The sequence below is a fragment of the Pseudoalteromonas prydzensis genome (assembly GCF_011050055.1).
Lineage (GTDB): Bacteria > Pseudomonadota > Gammaproteobacteria > Enterobacterales > Alteromonadaceae > Pseudoalteromonas > Pseudoalteromonas prydzensis_A.
In genome coordinates this window covers 1-13,891 of record NZ_DRGM01000142.1, presented here as the reverse complement: position 1 = coordinate 13,891, position 13,891 = coordinate 1, and the positions used below count along the sequence as shown (strand labels likewise).

The window sequence follows — 13,891 nt, the reverse complement described above, 5'->3', positions numbered from 1 at the left end:
GCCCCCATCACCGCCAAGTTCCATGGCGCAGAAATTGAATTGTATGCACCTTATATTTCTGAAATGGTACGTGCCGAAATGGTCGCCCGCTATGGCTATGAACGCGCTTATAATACCGGCTTTAAGGTTTTCACCAGTGTTGAATCTGACGTACAAGCAGCAGCACAAACCGCGCTCGTTAATAACTTACATGCATACGATATGCGCCATGGCTACCGTGGTCCACAGCAGCAATTATGGGACTTTGCAACGCAAACAGCGTTGAGTCATAGTGAAATTCTGGAAAAATTAAAGCCGGTATTATAAGCGCGTTCATAGCCATAGCGGGCGACCATTTCGGCACGTACCATTTCAGAAATATAAGGTGCATACAATTCAATTTCTGCGCCATGGAACTTGGCGGTGATGGGGGCATTGGTGGCTTCGTTATATTCGGCTCTAGAGATATAACTTTCATCTAACATACGACCCAATACCACATTACGACGTGCTTTTGCACGGATTGGGTTTCTGATTGGGTTTAACGCTGATGGCGCTTTAGGTAAGCCTGCAATCATCGCCATTTGTGCTAAATTTAATTCGTTAAGATCTTTACCATAATATACTTGTGCTGCGGCGCCGATACCAAAAGCGCGATTACCTAACTCTATTTTGTTTAGGTACAAAGCAAGTATTTCATCTTTGCTGAGTAAGTTTTCGATATGCAGCGCAATAAAGATTTCTTTAACTTTGCGAATATAGGCTTTTTCTCGTGTTAAGAAGAAGTTACGAGCTAACTGCATTGTTATAGTACTTGCGCCTTGTTTTTTCTCGCCAGTTGAAATTAATACGAGCGCTGAACGCAAAATACCGATAGGATCTATACCTATATGGTCATAAAAACGGTTATCTTCAGTGGCTAATATGGCATTTATGAGCGGTTGCGGTATCTTATCGATGGTCACAGGAATACGGCGTTTTTCGCCGAACTGGTTGATTAATAAACCATCTTTAGAAAATACTTGCATAGGAGTTTGTAGTTGCACGTCTTTTAAAACTTGCACACTGGGGATATCAGATTTAACGTAATAATAAAGGCTTACTAAGGTAATGAGCCCCAAAAATGTGCAAATGATAAAAAATTGTAAAGTTCGTTTTAATAAAATCACTTATATTTTCCCTAAATGGACTCCCAATTAGAATCGGAGACTGCTAGTATATATTGATTAAAAAGTGAATAGTATTTTTTCATATAAAAATTATAACTTGTTTATTCTTAAAACAAAGGCCAAGTTGCGAACATGCTAAGTCAACTATTGAGTAAGTCTTCATCGATGATGGTAGGGATAGATATCGGGTCACACGCTATAAAAGCAGTGTTACTGAATGAAACGGACAGCGGCTACCGGCTTGAGGCGTTAGCAATAGAGCCAATGCCAAAAGGTACTATGGCTGAGCGCAATATTCAAGATATTGAAGCGATTGGTAATATTATTACTAAGTTAAAACGTAAATTACCTAAATCAATTAAATCTGCTGCAGTTGCGGTGTCTGGGCAAACGGTAATCACGAAAGTGATTTTTATGGATGTTACACTCAGTGATGCAGAACTAGAGTCACAAATTGAAATCGAGGCTGACAGCCTTATTCCTTACCCATTAGATGAAGTTAGCCTAGATTTTGAAAAACTAAGTACTAACGAAGCAGACCCTTCAAAAATGAATGTGTTGTTATCTGCTGCGCGTACCGAAAGTGTTGAAGCTCGCGTTGGCGCGTTAGAATCGGCCGGTTTAACCGCAAAAGTAGTCGATGTCGAAAGCTATGCGCTGAGCCGCGCTATGGATGTTTATTATCAACAATTACCCAGTGATGCATATAATAAATGTGTGGCTGTGGTTGATATTGGCGCAGTACTGATGCTGGTCAGTGTGGTACTCAGTGGTGAAACTATTTATACCCGAGACCAAGTGTTTGGTGGTGACCAATACACCAACAGTATTGTGGCCTATTATAATAAAAGCTTTGATGAAGCTGAGATTGGTAAAACCACTGGCGATCTACCCCCTAACTATACCTTTGAAGTGTTGGCACCGTTTCAAACCTCATTGTTACAACAAGTACGCCGTGCCGTGCAGATGTTTTTAACCACCAGTGGTAAAGATCAAATTGATTATATTGTACTTACTGGCGGTACTGCGATGATTGATGGCCTAGATAGATTGCTAATTGAAGAGTTAGGTATTCACACCATAGTGGCAGAACCGTTCGCTAATATGGAGATTTCTGCGCACGTTGATCGCAATGTGTTACAGCGCCATCGTACGCAATTTGCAATAGCGACGGGATTGGCATTAAGGAGTTTTTCATCATGCCACATATAAATCTCCTGCCGTGGCGCGAACAACAACGAAAACAGTCGCAAAATAAATTTGCCACTATTTTGTTTTTAGTGGTGCTTGGTAGTTTTATGAGTATGTATTTATTGAGTACTTATTACGGTAATTTGCGAGATGGGCAAAATATTAAAAATAATTACCTTACAACAGAAATTAGCCAATTAGATCGACGCATTAGTGAAATTCGTGAATTAGACAAAAAGAAAGAAAACTTACAACAGCGTATGCGCTTAATTGAAGAGTTGCAAAGTAGTCGTAACTTGGGCACCCAGATTATGGATGAAGTTGCCAAAATAGTACCTACTGGTGTTTACTTAACTAAGTTAGAGCGCCGGGGGAGTGCTATTCATGTTGTTGGCCGTAGCGAATCTAATAATCACCTTTCAAATATGCTGCGTGAAGTACAGAACTCTTATTTGCTCGAAAAACCCATTATGCAAGGTATTGTTGCTGGGGAAAAATCATCACGCTTATTAAGTGATTTTAATATGGAATTTTACGTAAAAGCTTTTGATGAAATTGGCGAGGTTAAATAATGAACCTTGATATCAAAGCGTTAACCGAGATTGAATGGAACGAAATTGAGCTTGAGAATATTGGCGATTGGCCGATTGTAGTTAAAGTTATTTGTTGTACTTTCGTTGCCGCATTAGTGTTGTTTTTTAGCTACAGCTTATTGGTTTCAGATGAAATTGATAGCTACAAGAGTGCGGTTAGTAAGGAAGTTGAGCTACGTAGCACTTATCGAGTGAAGTATGCCCTAGCTAGTAACTTAGAAATTTACCGCCAACAAATGGTTGAAATGGAAGAAAAGTTTTCTTTGCTGTTAAAACGCTTACCAACCTCAAACGAGACACCGGGCTTGCTAGATGATTTATCCTACGTAGGTACTACGAGTGGCTTAACCTTCCTTAAAATTGGCTGGTTACCTGAAGTTGAAAAAGAGTTTTATACTGAATTACCAATTAAAATTGAAGTAATAGGCAGCTATCATGAGTTTGGCGATTTTGTTGGTAAGGTGGCGCAACTGCCGCGTATCGTTAGTTTGCATGACTTTTCAATTAATAGTTCGGATTCAGGCAAACTGACCTTTAGTGTGGTAGCTAAAACTTACCGCTATGAAGGTGGCGTGAAGAAAGTAGGGGCTAAAAAATGAAAAAATTAGCCTTTGTTTTACTCAGCAGTGTGTTGCTAAGTGCATGTAACGATGATACCTCTGAGCAAAAAGAATTTATTGATCAAGTTAAAGCCAGTACTACGCCTAAAGTTGAGGCAATCCCAAAACTGACAAAATTTGAACATTTTGAATACAATGCACAGCAGTTACGTAGTCCTTTTGTTGCGCCGCAACCGGAAATTATTCAAAATAATATGATCCAAGTAAAAAACTGCTTACACCCTGATCCTGAACGTACCCGTGAGGTGTTAGAGAAATATCCGTTGGATAATCTCGCAATGAAAGGCACCTTGGGGTCTGATGGCCAAACTTGGGCATTAATTAAAGCGGCTGATGATACCTTGCACCGAGTAACTGTGGGCAATCATATCGGTTTGTATCATGGCGTTGTTCAACAAGTAAAAAGTGATTATATAGAATTGTTAGAATTAATTCCCGATGGGTCTGGTTGTTGGAAAGAGCGCCTGACAAAGCTTGAAATGTTAGAGGCAAGCTCCAATGGCACTAGTTAAAAATAAAAAAGGTAAAATTAAAATGCAGAAGGGAGTATCTTGGAGTAATCGCATTCAGCAGGCTTTGTTTGTTGTTATTGCCCTTTTTATCACGCAATCAGCAATGGCGACACCGCTATTGTATGACGTTCGTTATAACCCGTTAATGGCTGGAGAAACACAGTTACAGTTAGTATTTGATGAAGAGCTGAGCGAAGAGCCAAAAGTTCAGGTTTTCAATAATCCAGCCCGTATCGAAATGCGTTTCAACGCAGCCGATGTTGAGCAAGGTTTGGCTGACGTGCCAATCAATCAAGCTGGTATTGAAAAAGTGAGCAGTGTCACTACGGATGGTACATTAATCGTTACTGTGCATTTAGAGCGTTTAAAAATTTACCAAACCACAGTTAATAATAATCTTGTGTCACTACATGTCTCAGATAACCCACTTACTGCACAAGAGGGTAATAACGCAGCGCAAGTTGTGACGGGTAATTATATTAACTCAATCCAGTCGATTGATTTTCGTCGTGGTGAAAAAGGTGAAGCGCGAGTATTAGTATTCTTACAAGATACCCAAGCAGCTATTGATGTGCATGAAAGCGGTGGGAAAATTATTGCTGAGTTTCATCACACCAATATTTTAGATGACTTATTGTATGAACTCGATGTGCTTGATTTTAGTACGGTAGTGAGCTCAATTGAGACATTTAAAGAAGGCAATATGAGTCGGGTGGTGATCAGCCCCAATGCCGCGTTTAAATTTACCTACCAGCAAATTGAAAACATCCTGACTTTAACGGTTGAAAAAGATGACTCGCAACGCTCTTACTTAGAAGGTGGTAAAGAGTATCAAGGTCGGCCAATGACCTTAAACTTCCAAGATATCTCAGTGCGTGCGGTATTACAGATCATCGCCGGTTATAACGACTTTAACTTAGTAACCAGTGACTCAGTCAATGGTAATATTACTTTGCGCTTAGACGGTGTGCCATGGGATCAAGCCCTTGATGTGGTATTGCGTGTTAAAGGTCTTGATAAACGCATGGATGGTTCTATCTTAATGGTGGCACCTTCTGAAGAACTGGCCGCCCGTGAAGCAAAAGAACTCAAAGCCAAGCAGCAAGTTGAAGACTTAGAGCCGCTTTACAGTGAATACATTCGCTTGAACTACGCAAAAGCGGAAGAGTTTGCCGATCTACTAAAAACAGATACCAATAGCATCATTAGTGCTCGCGGCAGTGTATCCGTTGATAAGCGCACCAATACCTTACTGATCAAAGACACTGCAAAAAGTATTGAAAGTGTGCGTCGTATGGTTGAGACCTTAGATATCGCAGTTAGACAAGTTGTTATTGAGGCACGTATGGTTACTGTCCGTGACAACGTTAAAGAAGATCTAGGCGTACGTTGGGGGTTTAGCGATCAACAAGGCACCGATGGTATTTCGGGCACCTTAGAAGGCGCTAACACGATTTCTAACGGCACCATTCCCAGTATTTCTGACCGTCTTAATGTCAACCTGCCTATTACAGGTGCTGCTGGCAGCATTGGTATGCACGTTGCTAAGTTAGCCAATGGCACATTGCTTGATTTAGAACTAACCGCATTGGAAGAAGAGAACCGCGGTGAGATTATCGCAAGTCCGCGTATTACGACTGCTAACCAGAAAAAAGCGCGCATTGAGCAAGGTACTGAGATCCCGTATGTTGAATCTGCTTCAAGTGGGGCAACCACGGTGAGTTTTAAAAAGGCTGTGTTGAGCCTTGAAGTTACACCACACATTACCCCAGACAATAAAGTGATTTTGGATTTGATCATTACTCAAGATACGCGTGGTGATACAGTGCAAACTGGAACAGGACCTGCAGTTGCAATTGATACCCAAGAAATTCAAACCCAAGTACTGGTTGAGAATGGTCAAACAGTAGTTCTTGGTGGTATATTCCAGCAGCAAATCATTAACTCAGTTAAAAAAGTACCATTATTAGGTGATATTCCTTATCTAGGAGTGCTGTTTAGAAGTACAAGTGAGTTTAATGAAAAGAAAGAATTGCTGATTTTCGTTACTCCGAAAATCCAAATAGAGTAATTTACACTGATTTATTCTTACACAATGGGCAATTATTAACTTTAATTGCTCGTTAATTGGCTTTTTGTTCTAATTGACTTGAAATACCCAATCAATTACTGAGATAATCCCCTCCTTAATTTTGGGGCCAGGTCGTTAGGCGGGGTTTTATTTCAAATTTTAGAGTTCGTTTGTACTAAAAGATATGGCTGAAAAACGTAATATATTTCTAGTTGGCCCTATGGGGGCTGGCAAAAGCACAATTGGTCGTCACATTGCAGACCAATTGCACCTTGAATTTGTCGATTCTGATCAAGAAATCGAACGCCGTACCGGTGCAGATATTGCCTGGGTGTTTGATCTTGAAGGTGAAGAAGGCTTTCGACTTCGTGAAGAATCTGTCATTGGTGACCTAACTGAAATGCAGGGTATTGTACTTGCAACAGGTGGTGGTTCAGTGATGAGCAAAGAAGTACGAAACAAGCTTTCGGCTCGTGGTATCGTTGTATACCTAGAGACACCGATCGAAAAGCAAGTTGCACGCACGCAGCGCGACAAGCGTCGCCCATTACTGCAAACAGAAGAAGCACCTCGTGATGTATTAGAGCGCTTAGCTGAAGAACGCGAACCGTTGTATAAAGAAGTAGCTGATTTTGTTGTACGCACTGATGAGCAAAGCGCTAAAGTTGTCGCTAATCAAATCATCGAGAAATTAGATTTTTAAATACCAATAAGAAAAGGATACTAGCGATGCTTGAATTAACAGTTAATTTAGACGAGCGAAGTTATCCTATTTATATTGGTCAATCTGCACTTCAACAGACTGACAGGCTGCGTCATCATATTGGTGATTGCCGACCTATCATTATCACTAATGACACCATTGCACCTTTATACCTAAGCGATGCAATGGCGTTGTTAGCTGATTTAAATCCGCTAAGTTTTATTATTCCTGATGGTGAGCAATATAAATCACTGGAATGGTTTGAGAAAATTTCGGCATTTTTACTTGAAAATAATTGCGGCAGAGATACCTGTTTAATCGCCCTTGGTGGTGGTGTGGTAGGTGATCTGACTGGTTTTGTGGCGGCCTGCTATCAACGCGGCGTACCGTTTATTCAAGTACCCACTACCTTATTATCGCAAGTTGATTCATCAGTTGGCGGTAAAACGGCGGTTAACCATCCTTTGGGTAAAAACATGATTGGGGCGTTTTATCAGCCGCAAGCCGTGTTTATCGATACGCAATCACTGCATACGCTTGCTGCTCGTGAATTTGCAGCCGGTATGGCTGAAGTCATTAAATATGGCTTAATTTACGATACTGAGTTATTTAGCTTTCTGGAAAATAACACCGCGCAATTGCAAGCCTTGGATGAAGAAACCATCCAGCATGTGATTTTTCGTTGCTGTGAAATTAAAGCATTGATTGTTGCCCAAGATGAAAAAGAAGCAGGTCTGCGTGCGTTACTTAATTTAGGTCATACCTTTGCACACGCGATTGAAGCGCAAATGGGCTATGGTCAATGGTTGCATGGCGAAGCTGTGGCAACTGGTATGGTACTAGCGGCAAAACTTGCGCATACCCGTGGCGATTTAAGCGCACAACAAGTTGCAAGGATCGTTACCTTAATAGCGCAATATAATTTGCCTAGTGAGATCCCTGATGTCATGACAGCTGAACATTTTCTTCATCATATGCGTAAAGATAAAAAGAATAAAAAAGGCACGATCCGCTTTATTCTTCCTACTGCGTTTGGTCAATGCGCGCTGGTTGATGATGTCTCAGATCAACAGGTCCGAGATTTAATAGGGCGCTAATGCAATCGCAAATCTTACCTAGCCGTGCGGCTTTGGTTGATCGGATTGCCCTACAGTTTGAATATGGGCAAAATTTAATTGTCTTACTGGGTCCGTCTGGACTTGGTAAAAGTTATCTTCTTGAAACCTTTATTACCGATAAATACAGTGATTTCAATAAATCGTTTGTGCAGCTAAGTGCGCGCATGACTGATGTACAATTAATGAGTGAGTTACTTGAGCAAAGTTTTCGTTCACCATTAATTGATCAAAACTTAAGCTTGTCAGAAAATTTTTATCAACTCGCTAAACAGCAAAACTGTGGTCCATGCTTGTGGGTGTTAGATGGCGGCCGGCATTTATCTGATGAAATGGTGCAAGAGCTCACAACACTCGCCAAACATAGCCCGACGACTTTATATATTTTACTGGCATCGCAAGCAGTAGGACAGTTTAAAAGCGCTGTAGAAATTCATTTAGAAGCGCTTTCTATGGCTGAAAGTAAGCAGCTTATGCAGTGCTATTTTCCAGACTTACCTTATGATGAAGATCCTGTCTTTCAAGCTTTTTTGCAAGAAGCGCATGGTAACCCTAGTTTATTATTAGCCTGGCAGCCGACGCAGCATACTGCAAAAGTAGCCGTGACAGATAAAGTTTCGTGGCGAGTGCAGTTAATTGCGCTGCTGGTGATTATTATGCTGCTGATTATTGGTTTTTTGTATCAAGCAGATATGACCCGTTGGTGGCAAGATTTTTATCAGCAACAACCAGAAACCCCAGTGGCGACGGCAATCGCAGTCGATACTTTAAAGCAACCTGCAACAGCATTGACAACCGATCCCTCAGAAGTCGAAGCTGTAGATGCTCAATTAGCTGAGCAACCCGCTCAGTCAGAACATGATAAGCTGCCAACTGAAAATCCTCTTCAGGAGAATAATATCGCGGCAATATTAGATAGTTTGGCGCCAGCAGCAGAGCCGGTGGATGTCACAACGAGTTTAGCTGATGATGTTGTTGAACCCGAGGTTAGTACCATTGCTGAGGCTATTCTGCCCGTTGATAATAGCTGGTATCTAAAGCAGGGGGATGAGCAGCTCGTGATCCAGTTATTAGCGGTGACTCAACAAACAATTGCTGAACAGTATGTGGTTGAACAGGGGTTACAACCACTTGCTAAAGTCTATCAGACACGACGTAATGGTAAATTGTGGACTCTGGTAACCTATGGCAGTTACGATGACTTAAAAAGTGCCCGAGAGGCGTTATCGAACTTATCTGCAACAGTGCGTAAAAATCAGCCGTTTTATAAAAAAATTAGTAAAATAAAACAAGAAATCGCGTTACTAGATCAGTAAACTTACTTTGATTAGTGTAAAATCGCGGCACACCAGTTTGAAGTAAAGAGCCGATGCAGAAAAAGACCAGAGCCTTCCTTAAATGGGCTGGCGGAAAATACAGCTTAGTTGAAGATATTAGCGCACGCTTAAATGAAGCGAGTAAACACGCCGATACCTTAGTTGAACCGTTTGTTGGCGCTGGCTCGGTATTTTTAAATACAGATTTTAAAGATTATATTCTTAATGATATTAATGCTGATCTCATTAACTTGTATAACGAATTAAAAAACTCACCAGATGAATTCATCAGCGATGCTAAAAAGCTGTTTGTTGATTTAAACAACCAGCCTGACGCATATTACGATTACCGCGTACAGTTTAACCAAAGTAATGACATCTACGAGCGAGCGATTTTATTTTTATATATGAATCGCCATGGCTACAATGGCTTATGTCGCTATAACCTAAAAGGCATTTTTAATGTGCCGTTTGGTAAGTATAAGCGCCCATATTTTCCTGAAAATGAAATGTACTTCTTTGCAGAGAAAGCCCAGCAAGCCACATTTACCTGCTTAGGTTATGATGATGTATTTAAATTAGTACCCGATAATGCGGTGATCTATTGTGATCCACCTTATGTGCCTTTGAGCAAAACTGCGTCGTTTACCTCGTATGCTAAAGGGGGATTTAATTTAGATGATCAGGCGAATCTAGCTAATTTAGCTGAACAAGCTGCATTTGAGAGCAACACACCGGTGTTGATCTCAAATCACGACACAGTCTGGACTCGCAAAATATACAGTCAGGCAACCCTGGCTGAAATTCAAGTTAAACGGACGATTAGTCCAAAAGGGGGATCACGTAATAAAGTCAATGAGTTGATGGCTATGTACTTAGCACCCAAGTCACCACGCCATAAATAGCGGCAACAAAAATAATAAATAACATAATCGCAATGATGATAATACTGAGTGGGGAGTGTTGTTTGAAATCAGCGTGACGTTTATTTTCAGACTGCACGCCAAAAAATGCCGCAATAACACTTTGTATGGCGCTGAACAGTTGCTGCATTTGATTAGAACCTAGGGCTAAGTGAACGCGCTTTTTGTGGTTCGTCTGAGCTGGTTAATAATTCAAGTAAATCTAAATAATGAAATTGTGCACTGCGACTATCACCAGTGAGCCATGACATCCAACTTGATTCTTGTTCGACCTTCATGCATTGCGCTGCATTATTAATTGTTAAATGACCTGAGCTACATTGGCAATCGTTAGCCGCGATAAGTGTATCATCACTTTTTGAAAAATAGCTTAGTGTACCGATAGTTATAGCCGCCGCAGTTAAGATCCCGATTTTAAAAGCACGCATTTTACTAAGTCCATAATAGTGTAACTCACTAGAGCATACATAAAAAATGCTCAAATAACAAACTTAATTTTCCCTTAACAAATATAAAAAATTAATAAAATTAAAAGCTTAAAGTAAAAGTAATGTTTAAATTTAGTTGTTTAAAATTCAACCATTGCAAAAATTCAAATAGAGTTAAAGCTTTAATTAGCTGGGGTTCTTGGGGAATAGCTTGATTTAGGTTACATTATGCCAATTAAAGGCCCTGCTATTTTGCGCATTTTTAATATCACTAAGGATTGTTTATGTTAGAAACACTACAAAAGTACCTTATTGCCCCGTCTATTTTATCTGCTGATTTTGCTCGCTTGGGCGAAGATGTCGAGCGTGTTTTAGCTTCTGGTGCAGATGTAGTTCATTTTGATGTAATGGATAATCACTATGTACCAAACTTAACAATCGGGCCTATGGTATGCAAAGCACTGCGTGACTATGGCATTACCGCGCCTATTGATGTGCATTTAATGGTTAAGCCTGTTGATAGTTTAATTCCACAATTTGCCGATGCTGGCGCCTCAATCATTACTTTTCATCCAGAAGCCAGTGAGCATGTTGACCGCACTTTGCAGTTGATCAAAGATCATGGTTGCCAAGCTGGGTTAGTATTTAATCCGGCAACCAGTTTAAGCTACTTAGAGCACGTGATTGATAAGCTCGATGTGATTTTATTAATGTCGGTTAATCCTGGCTTTGGTGGCCAGAGTTTTATTCCCCATACTTTAGAAAAACTACGCCAAGCACGAAAAATTATAGCTGAGTCAGGGCGTGCAATCCGCTTAGAAGTTGATGGTGGTATTAAAGTCGATAATATTGCCGCCGCCGCACAAGCAGGGGCCGACATGTTTGTTGCTGGCTCTGCTATTTTTAATCAGCCAGATTATAAAGCCGTGATAGAGCAAATGCGTGCCCAGTTAGAGGGTATAAAGTAATGAAGTACGAAGCTGCTTTATTTGATTTAGATGGTACTTTAGTTGATAGCGTTTATGACTTATATATCGCAATGAATCTGACATTATCTGACTTGGCGTTTCCTATTGTTAGCCAGCGCTTGGTAGAAAGTTGGGTCGGCAATGGCATTGAAACTTTGGTAAAACGAGGTTTAAGTGGTGATATGCAAGTGAGCGAGCATTTAGACGCTGTACTTGCTGATAAAGCAATTACGTTGTTTTACGGGCATTATGAACAACTAGTTGGTGAATACAGTGTCTTGTACCAACATGTGGAAACCGGCCTTGCAGCATTGCGAGGTATGCCTAAAGCCTTGATCACCAATAAAGCGCGATGTTTCACAGAAAAGCTCCTTGATAAACTAGCGCTAACCAGTCACTTTGAGGTAATAGTCTGTGGTGACGATATGGCGAAAAAGCCATCTCCTGAACCGCTGTTGTTTGCTTGTCAGCAATTAAATGTACCAGTAAGCCAAGCAATAATGATCGGTGATTCAAAAAGTGATATTTTAGCAGCGCGTGCTGCAAGTATAGATATGCTTGCATTAACTTATGGTTATAACCAAGGTGAAAACCTGAGTGACCATAATCCGCAGTACCTCTGCGATACATTCTTAGATATAATACCTGTGCTTACCCAAAGGTAAGTGACCCGTAATTTTAGCATTTTTAACTTTAGAAATATAAAGGAACATCATGAGTAAACCAGTAGTGTTAAGTGGCATGCAGCCAACCGGTGGGATGACAATAGGCAACTATGTTGGCGCTATTAACCAGTGGGTAAAGCTACAGGAAGAATATGACAGTCACTTTATGTTAGCTGATTTGCACGCGATTACTTTACGCCAAGATCCAGAGCTCTTAAAAGCCCGTGTATTAGATGGCATCGCTTTGTATGTAGCATGCGGTATTAACCCTGAAAAAGCGGCGTTATTTGTACAATCGCAAGTGCCTGAGCATGCGCAGTTAGGTTGGGTATTAAACTGTTATGCGCAAATGGGTGAGCTGAACCGCATGACCCAATTTAAAGATAAGTCAGCAAAGAACACCAGCAACGTAAATGTTGGTTTGTTTGCTTATCCGGTATTACAAGCGGCGGATATTTTACTTTATCAAGCGGCGCAAGTACCAGTAGGTGATGATCAAAAGCAGCATTTAGAGCTTACTCGTGATATCGCAACGCGTTTTAATAACTTATATGGTGAAGTGTTCACTATTCCAGAACCTTATATTCCTGAGTTTGGCGCGCGAGTTATGAGCCTGCAAGATCCACTGAAAAAAATGTCTAAATCAGATGAAAACCCCAATGGTTTTATCATGATGTTAGACGAACCCAAAAAGATTGAGAAAAAGCTGAAAAAAGCAGTAACCGATTCAGACGAGCAAGCGCGTATTTATTTTGATCGCACTGAAAAACCAGGTGTCTCAAATTTATTAACGCTTATGTCTGTTGCGACTAAACGTTCGATTGAAGAGTTAGTGCCAGAGTACGAAGACAAAATGTATGGCCACCTGAAAAAAGACACAGCTGACGCAGTAGTAAGCATGATTGAGCCAATCCAAGCGCGCTTTAAAGAGATACGTGAAGATCAAGCATTGCTTGATACCATCATGAGAACTGGTGCTGAAAAAGCCAGCGCCCGTGCAGAAGTGACCTTAAAGTCAGTTTACAACGCGTTAGGATTTATTCCCCGCCCGTAACGTTCGCTAATAACTAATCACATAAAGCCAGATGGTTCCAACTACAACGGAATATCTGGCTTTTTTGTAGCTGCTATATACAGTTTTCAGTTCGATGAAGAGCAGCTTTAACATGTAGTTTTTAAAACTTACGCTATGTGTAGGCAATCAATTTTTTATTGTTGTAATGCTTTAAATTCTGTTTAATAGAAAAGTAATCAATATTGAGCAGTGCAGGGCAGCTTAGATGCAACAAGCACACAATTAAATTTGCTTGATTTAGTTTAGGTCACTAAAAAGACTTTCTATAAATTTAAAACCCTTAGCATAAACAACAGCAACTCTGACACATCCAGCTAGTAGCGCCTCAGTCCAACAAGCGACACTACAATACAAACAGCGTGTTGCATAAAAACTAAAATGTTATATTTAAGGATAAAAAATTGGGTCTTGGCGGGTGGGATGATGCGATACTAAAAAGCCTCTTATATGTGGGACTAGGTATTGCTATCTACGCTTTAATTAATAGTTTTACATCATCAGAGAACGATATTTTAGGTTTTGTTGTTACGCTATTGCTATACATAGGTGTGTATTTGCTTATT

At 40.5% G+C, this 13,891-nt stretch carries 14 protein-coding genes and 2 pseudogenes; 13 read left to right on the top strand and 3 right to left on the bottom strand.

Going from position 1 to position 13,891, the window contains the following annotated elements; translation table 11 throughout:
* A pseudogene (locus ENH88_RS13505) lies at nt 1-306 on the top strand (penicillin-sensitive transpeptidase); the annotation flags it as partial.
* On the opposite strand, the pseudogene ENH88_RS13500 reads toward ENH88_RS13505, so the two are convergent.
* Nucleotides 291-1,148 (bottom strand): annotated as a pseudogene (locus ENH88_RS13500) (transglycosylase domain-containing protein); the annotation flags it as partial. The pseudogenes ENH88_RS13505 and ENH88_RS13500 sit on opposite strands and share 16 nt — an antisense overlap.
* Before the next feature lie 132 nt (nt 1,149-1,280).
* Between ENH88_RS13500 and ENH88_RS13495 the strand changes: the two are divergent.
* The 9 genes from ENH88_RS13495 to ENH88_RS13455 all read left to right on the top strand — a co-directional run bounded on the left by ENH88_RS13495 (nt 1,281) and on the right by ENH88_RS13455 (nt 10,174).
* A complete protein-coding gene (locus ENH88_RS13495; RefSeq protein WP_304182844.1) occupies nt 1,281-2,360 on the top strand; it encodes a pilus assembly protein PilM in 1,080 nt (359 codons plus the stop codon).
* On the top strand, nt 2,348-2,911 hold the full coding sequence (locus ENH88_RS13490) for a PilN domain-containing protein (RefSeq protein WP_304182843.1): 564 nt from the start codon (nt 2,348-2,350) through the stop codon (nt 2,909-2,911). The genes ENH88_RS13495 and ENH88_RS13490 overlap by 13 nt, the downstream gene beginning before the upstream one ends.
* Nucleotides 2,911-3,531 carry a type 4a pilus biogenesis protein PilO gene (locus ENH88_RS13485; RefSeq protein WP_304182842.1) on the top strand — a complete coding sequence of 207 codons (621 nt, stop codon included), beginning with the start codon at nt 2,911-2,913 and terminating at the stop codon, nt 3,529-3,531. The genes ENH88_RS13490 and ENH88_RS13485 overlap by 1 nt, the downstream gene beginning before the upstream one ends.
* Entirely contained in the window at nt 3,528-4,064 is a 537-nt protein-coding gene (locus ENH88_RS13480) for a pilus assembly protein PilP (protein WP_304182841.1), read from the top strand. Before ENH88_RS13485 ends, ENH88_RS13480 begins: the two co-directional genes overlap by 4 nt.
* The gene (locus ENH88_RS13475) at nt 4,051-6,135 is read left to right on the top strand and encodes a type IV pilus secretin PilQ (protein WP_304182840.1); all 2,085 of its coding nucleotides are present in this window, start codon (nt 4,051-4,053) and stop codon (nt 6,133-6,135) included. Before ENH88_RS13480 ends, ENH88_RS13475 begins: the two co-directional genes overlap by 14 nt.
* Before the next feature lie 184 nt (nt 6,136-6,319).
* Nucleotides 6,320-6,838 (top strand): shikimate kinase AroK, encoded by a 519-nt coding sequence (gene aroK, locus ENH88_RS13470; RefSeq protein ID WP_008466255.1) that lies wholly within the window; start codon nt 6,320-6,322, stop codon nt 6,836-6,838.
* Nucleotides 6,839-6,864: 26 nt separating this feature from the next.
* On the top strand, nt 6,865-7,935 hold the full coding sequence (gene aroB, locus ENH88_RS13465; RefSeq protein WP_304182832.1) for a 3-dehydroquinate synthase: 1,071 nt from the start codon (nt 6,865-6,867) through the stop codon (nt 7,933-7,935).
* Nucleotides 7,935-9,269 (top strand): AAA family ATPase, encoded by a 1,335-nt coding sequence (locus ENH88_RS13460; RefSeq protein WP_304182831.1) that lies wholly within the window; start codon nt 7,935-7,937, stop codon nt 9,267-9,269. Before aroB ends, ENH88_RS13460 begins: the two co-directional genes overlap by 1 nt.
* Before the next feature lie 53 nt (nt 9,270-9,322).
* Nucleotides 9,323-10,174, top strand: coding sequence for a Dam family site-specific DNA-(adenine-N6)-methyltransferase (locus ENH88_RS13455; protein WP_304182830.1), 852 nt, complete (start codon nt 9,323-9,325; stop codon nt 10,172-10,174).
* On the opposite strand, the gene ENH88_RS13450 is transcribed toward ENH88_RS13455, so the two are convergent.
* Both ENH88_RS13450 and ENH88_RS13445 read right to left on the bottom strand, forming a co-directional pair.
* Nucleotides 10,137-10,322, bottom strand: coding sequence for a DUF2970 domain-containing protein (locus tag ENH88_RS13450; protein WP_304182829.1), 186 nt, complete (start codon nt 10,320-10,322; stop codon nt 10,137-10,139). The genes ENH88_RS13455 and ENH88_RS13450 overlap by 38 nt on opposite strands.
* 4 nt (nt 10,323-10,326) lie before the next feature.
* Complete coding sequence (locus ENH88_RS13445; protein ID WP_304182828.1) at nt 10,327-10,620, bottom strand: hypothetical protein; 294 nt, start codon at nt 10,618-10,620, stop codon at nt 10,327-10,329.
* A 284-nt stretch (nt 10,621-10,904) separates the two neighbouring features.
* Between ENH88_RS13445 and rpe the strand changes: the two genes are divergently transcribed.
* From rpe to trpS, 3 genes are read left to right on the top strand one after another with little or no spacing between them, the layout of a single operon-like run.
* Nucleotides 10,905-11,588, top strand: coding sequence for a ribulose-phosphate 3-epimerase (rpe, locus tag ENH88_RS13440; RefSeq protein ID WP_304182827.1), 684 nt, complete (start codon nt 10,905-10,907; stop codon nt 11,586-11,588).
* Entirely contained in the window at nt 11,588-12,253 is a 666-nt protein-coding gene (locus ENH88_RS13435; RefSeq protein ID WP_304182826.1) for an HAD-IA family hydrolase, read from the top strand. Before rpe ends, ENH88_RS13435 begins: the two co-directional genes overlap by 1 nt.
* Nucleotides 12,254-12,302: 49 nt before the next feature.
* Nucleotides 12,303-13,307, top strand: coding sequence for a tryptophan--tRNA ligase (gene trpS, locus ENH88_RS13430; protein ID WP_304182824.1), 1,005 nt, complete (start codon nt 12,303-12,305; stop codon nt 13,305-13,307).
* Nucleotides 13,308-13,891: the final 584 nt, after the last annotated feature.

Coding starts and splice junctions, on each gene's coding strand:
- ENH88_RS13495 (WP_304182844.1), top strand. CDS start 1,281: ATGCTAAGTCAACTATTGAGTAAGTCTTCATCGATGATGGTAGGGATA.
- ENH88_RS13490 (WP_304182843.1), top strand. CDS start 2,348: ATGCCACATATAAATCTCCTGCCGTGGCGCGAACAACAACGAAAACAG.
- ENH88_RS13485 (WP_304182842.1), top strand. CDS start 2,911: ATGAACCTTGATATCAAAGCGTTAACCGAGATTGAATGGAACGAAATT.
- ENH88_RS13480 (WP_304182841.1), top strand. CDS start 3,528: ATGAAAAAATTAGCCTTTGTTTTACTCAGCAGTGTGTTGCTAAGTGCA.
- ENH88_RS13475 (WP_304182840.1), top strand. CDS start 4,051: ATGGCACTAGTTAAAAATAAAAAAGGTAAAATTAAAATGCAGAAGGGA.
- aroK (WP_008466255.1), top strand. CDS start 6,320: ATGGCTGAAAAACGTAATATATTTCTAGTTGGCCCTATGGGGGCTGGC.
- aroB (WP_304182832.1), top strand. CDS start 6,865: ATGCTTGAATTAACAGTTAATTTAGACGAGCGAAGTTATCCTATTTAT.
- ENH88_RS13460 (WP_304182831.1), top strand. CDS start 7,935: ATGCAATCGCAAATCTTACCTAGCCGTGCGGCTTTGGTTGATCGGATT.
- ENH88_RS13455 (WP_304182830.1), top strand. CDS start 9,323: ATGCAGAAAAAGACCAGAGCCTTCCTTAAATGGGCTGGCGGAAAATAC.
- ENH88_RS13450 (WP_304182829.1), bottom strand. CDS start 10,322: ATGCAGCAACTGTTCAGCGCCATACAAAGTGTTATTGCGGCATTTTTT.
- ENH88_RS13445 (WP_304182828.1), bottom strand. CDS start 10,620: ATGCGTGCTTTTAAAATCGGGATCTTAACTGCGGCGGCTATAACTATC.
- rpe (WP_304182827.1), top strand. CDS start 10,905: ATGTTAGAAACACTACAAAAGTACCTTATTGCCCCGTCTATTTTATCT.
- ENH88_RS13435 (WP_304182826.1), top strand. CDS start 11,588: ATGAAGTACGAAGCTGCTTTATTTGATTTAGATGGTACTTTAGTTGAT.
- trpS (WP_304182824.1), top strand. CDS start 12,303: ATGAGTAAACCAGTAGTGTTAAGTGGCATGCAGCCAACCGGTGGGATG.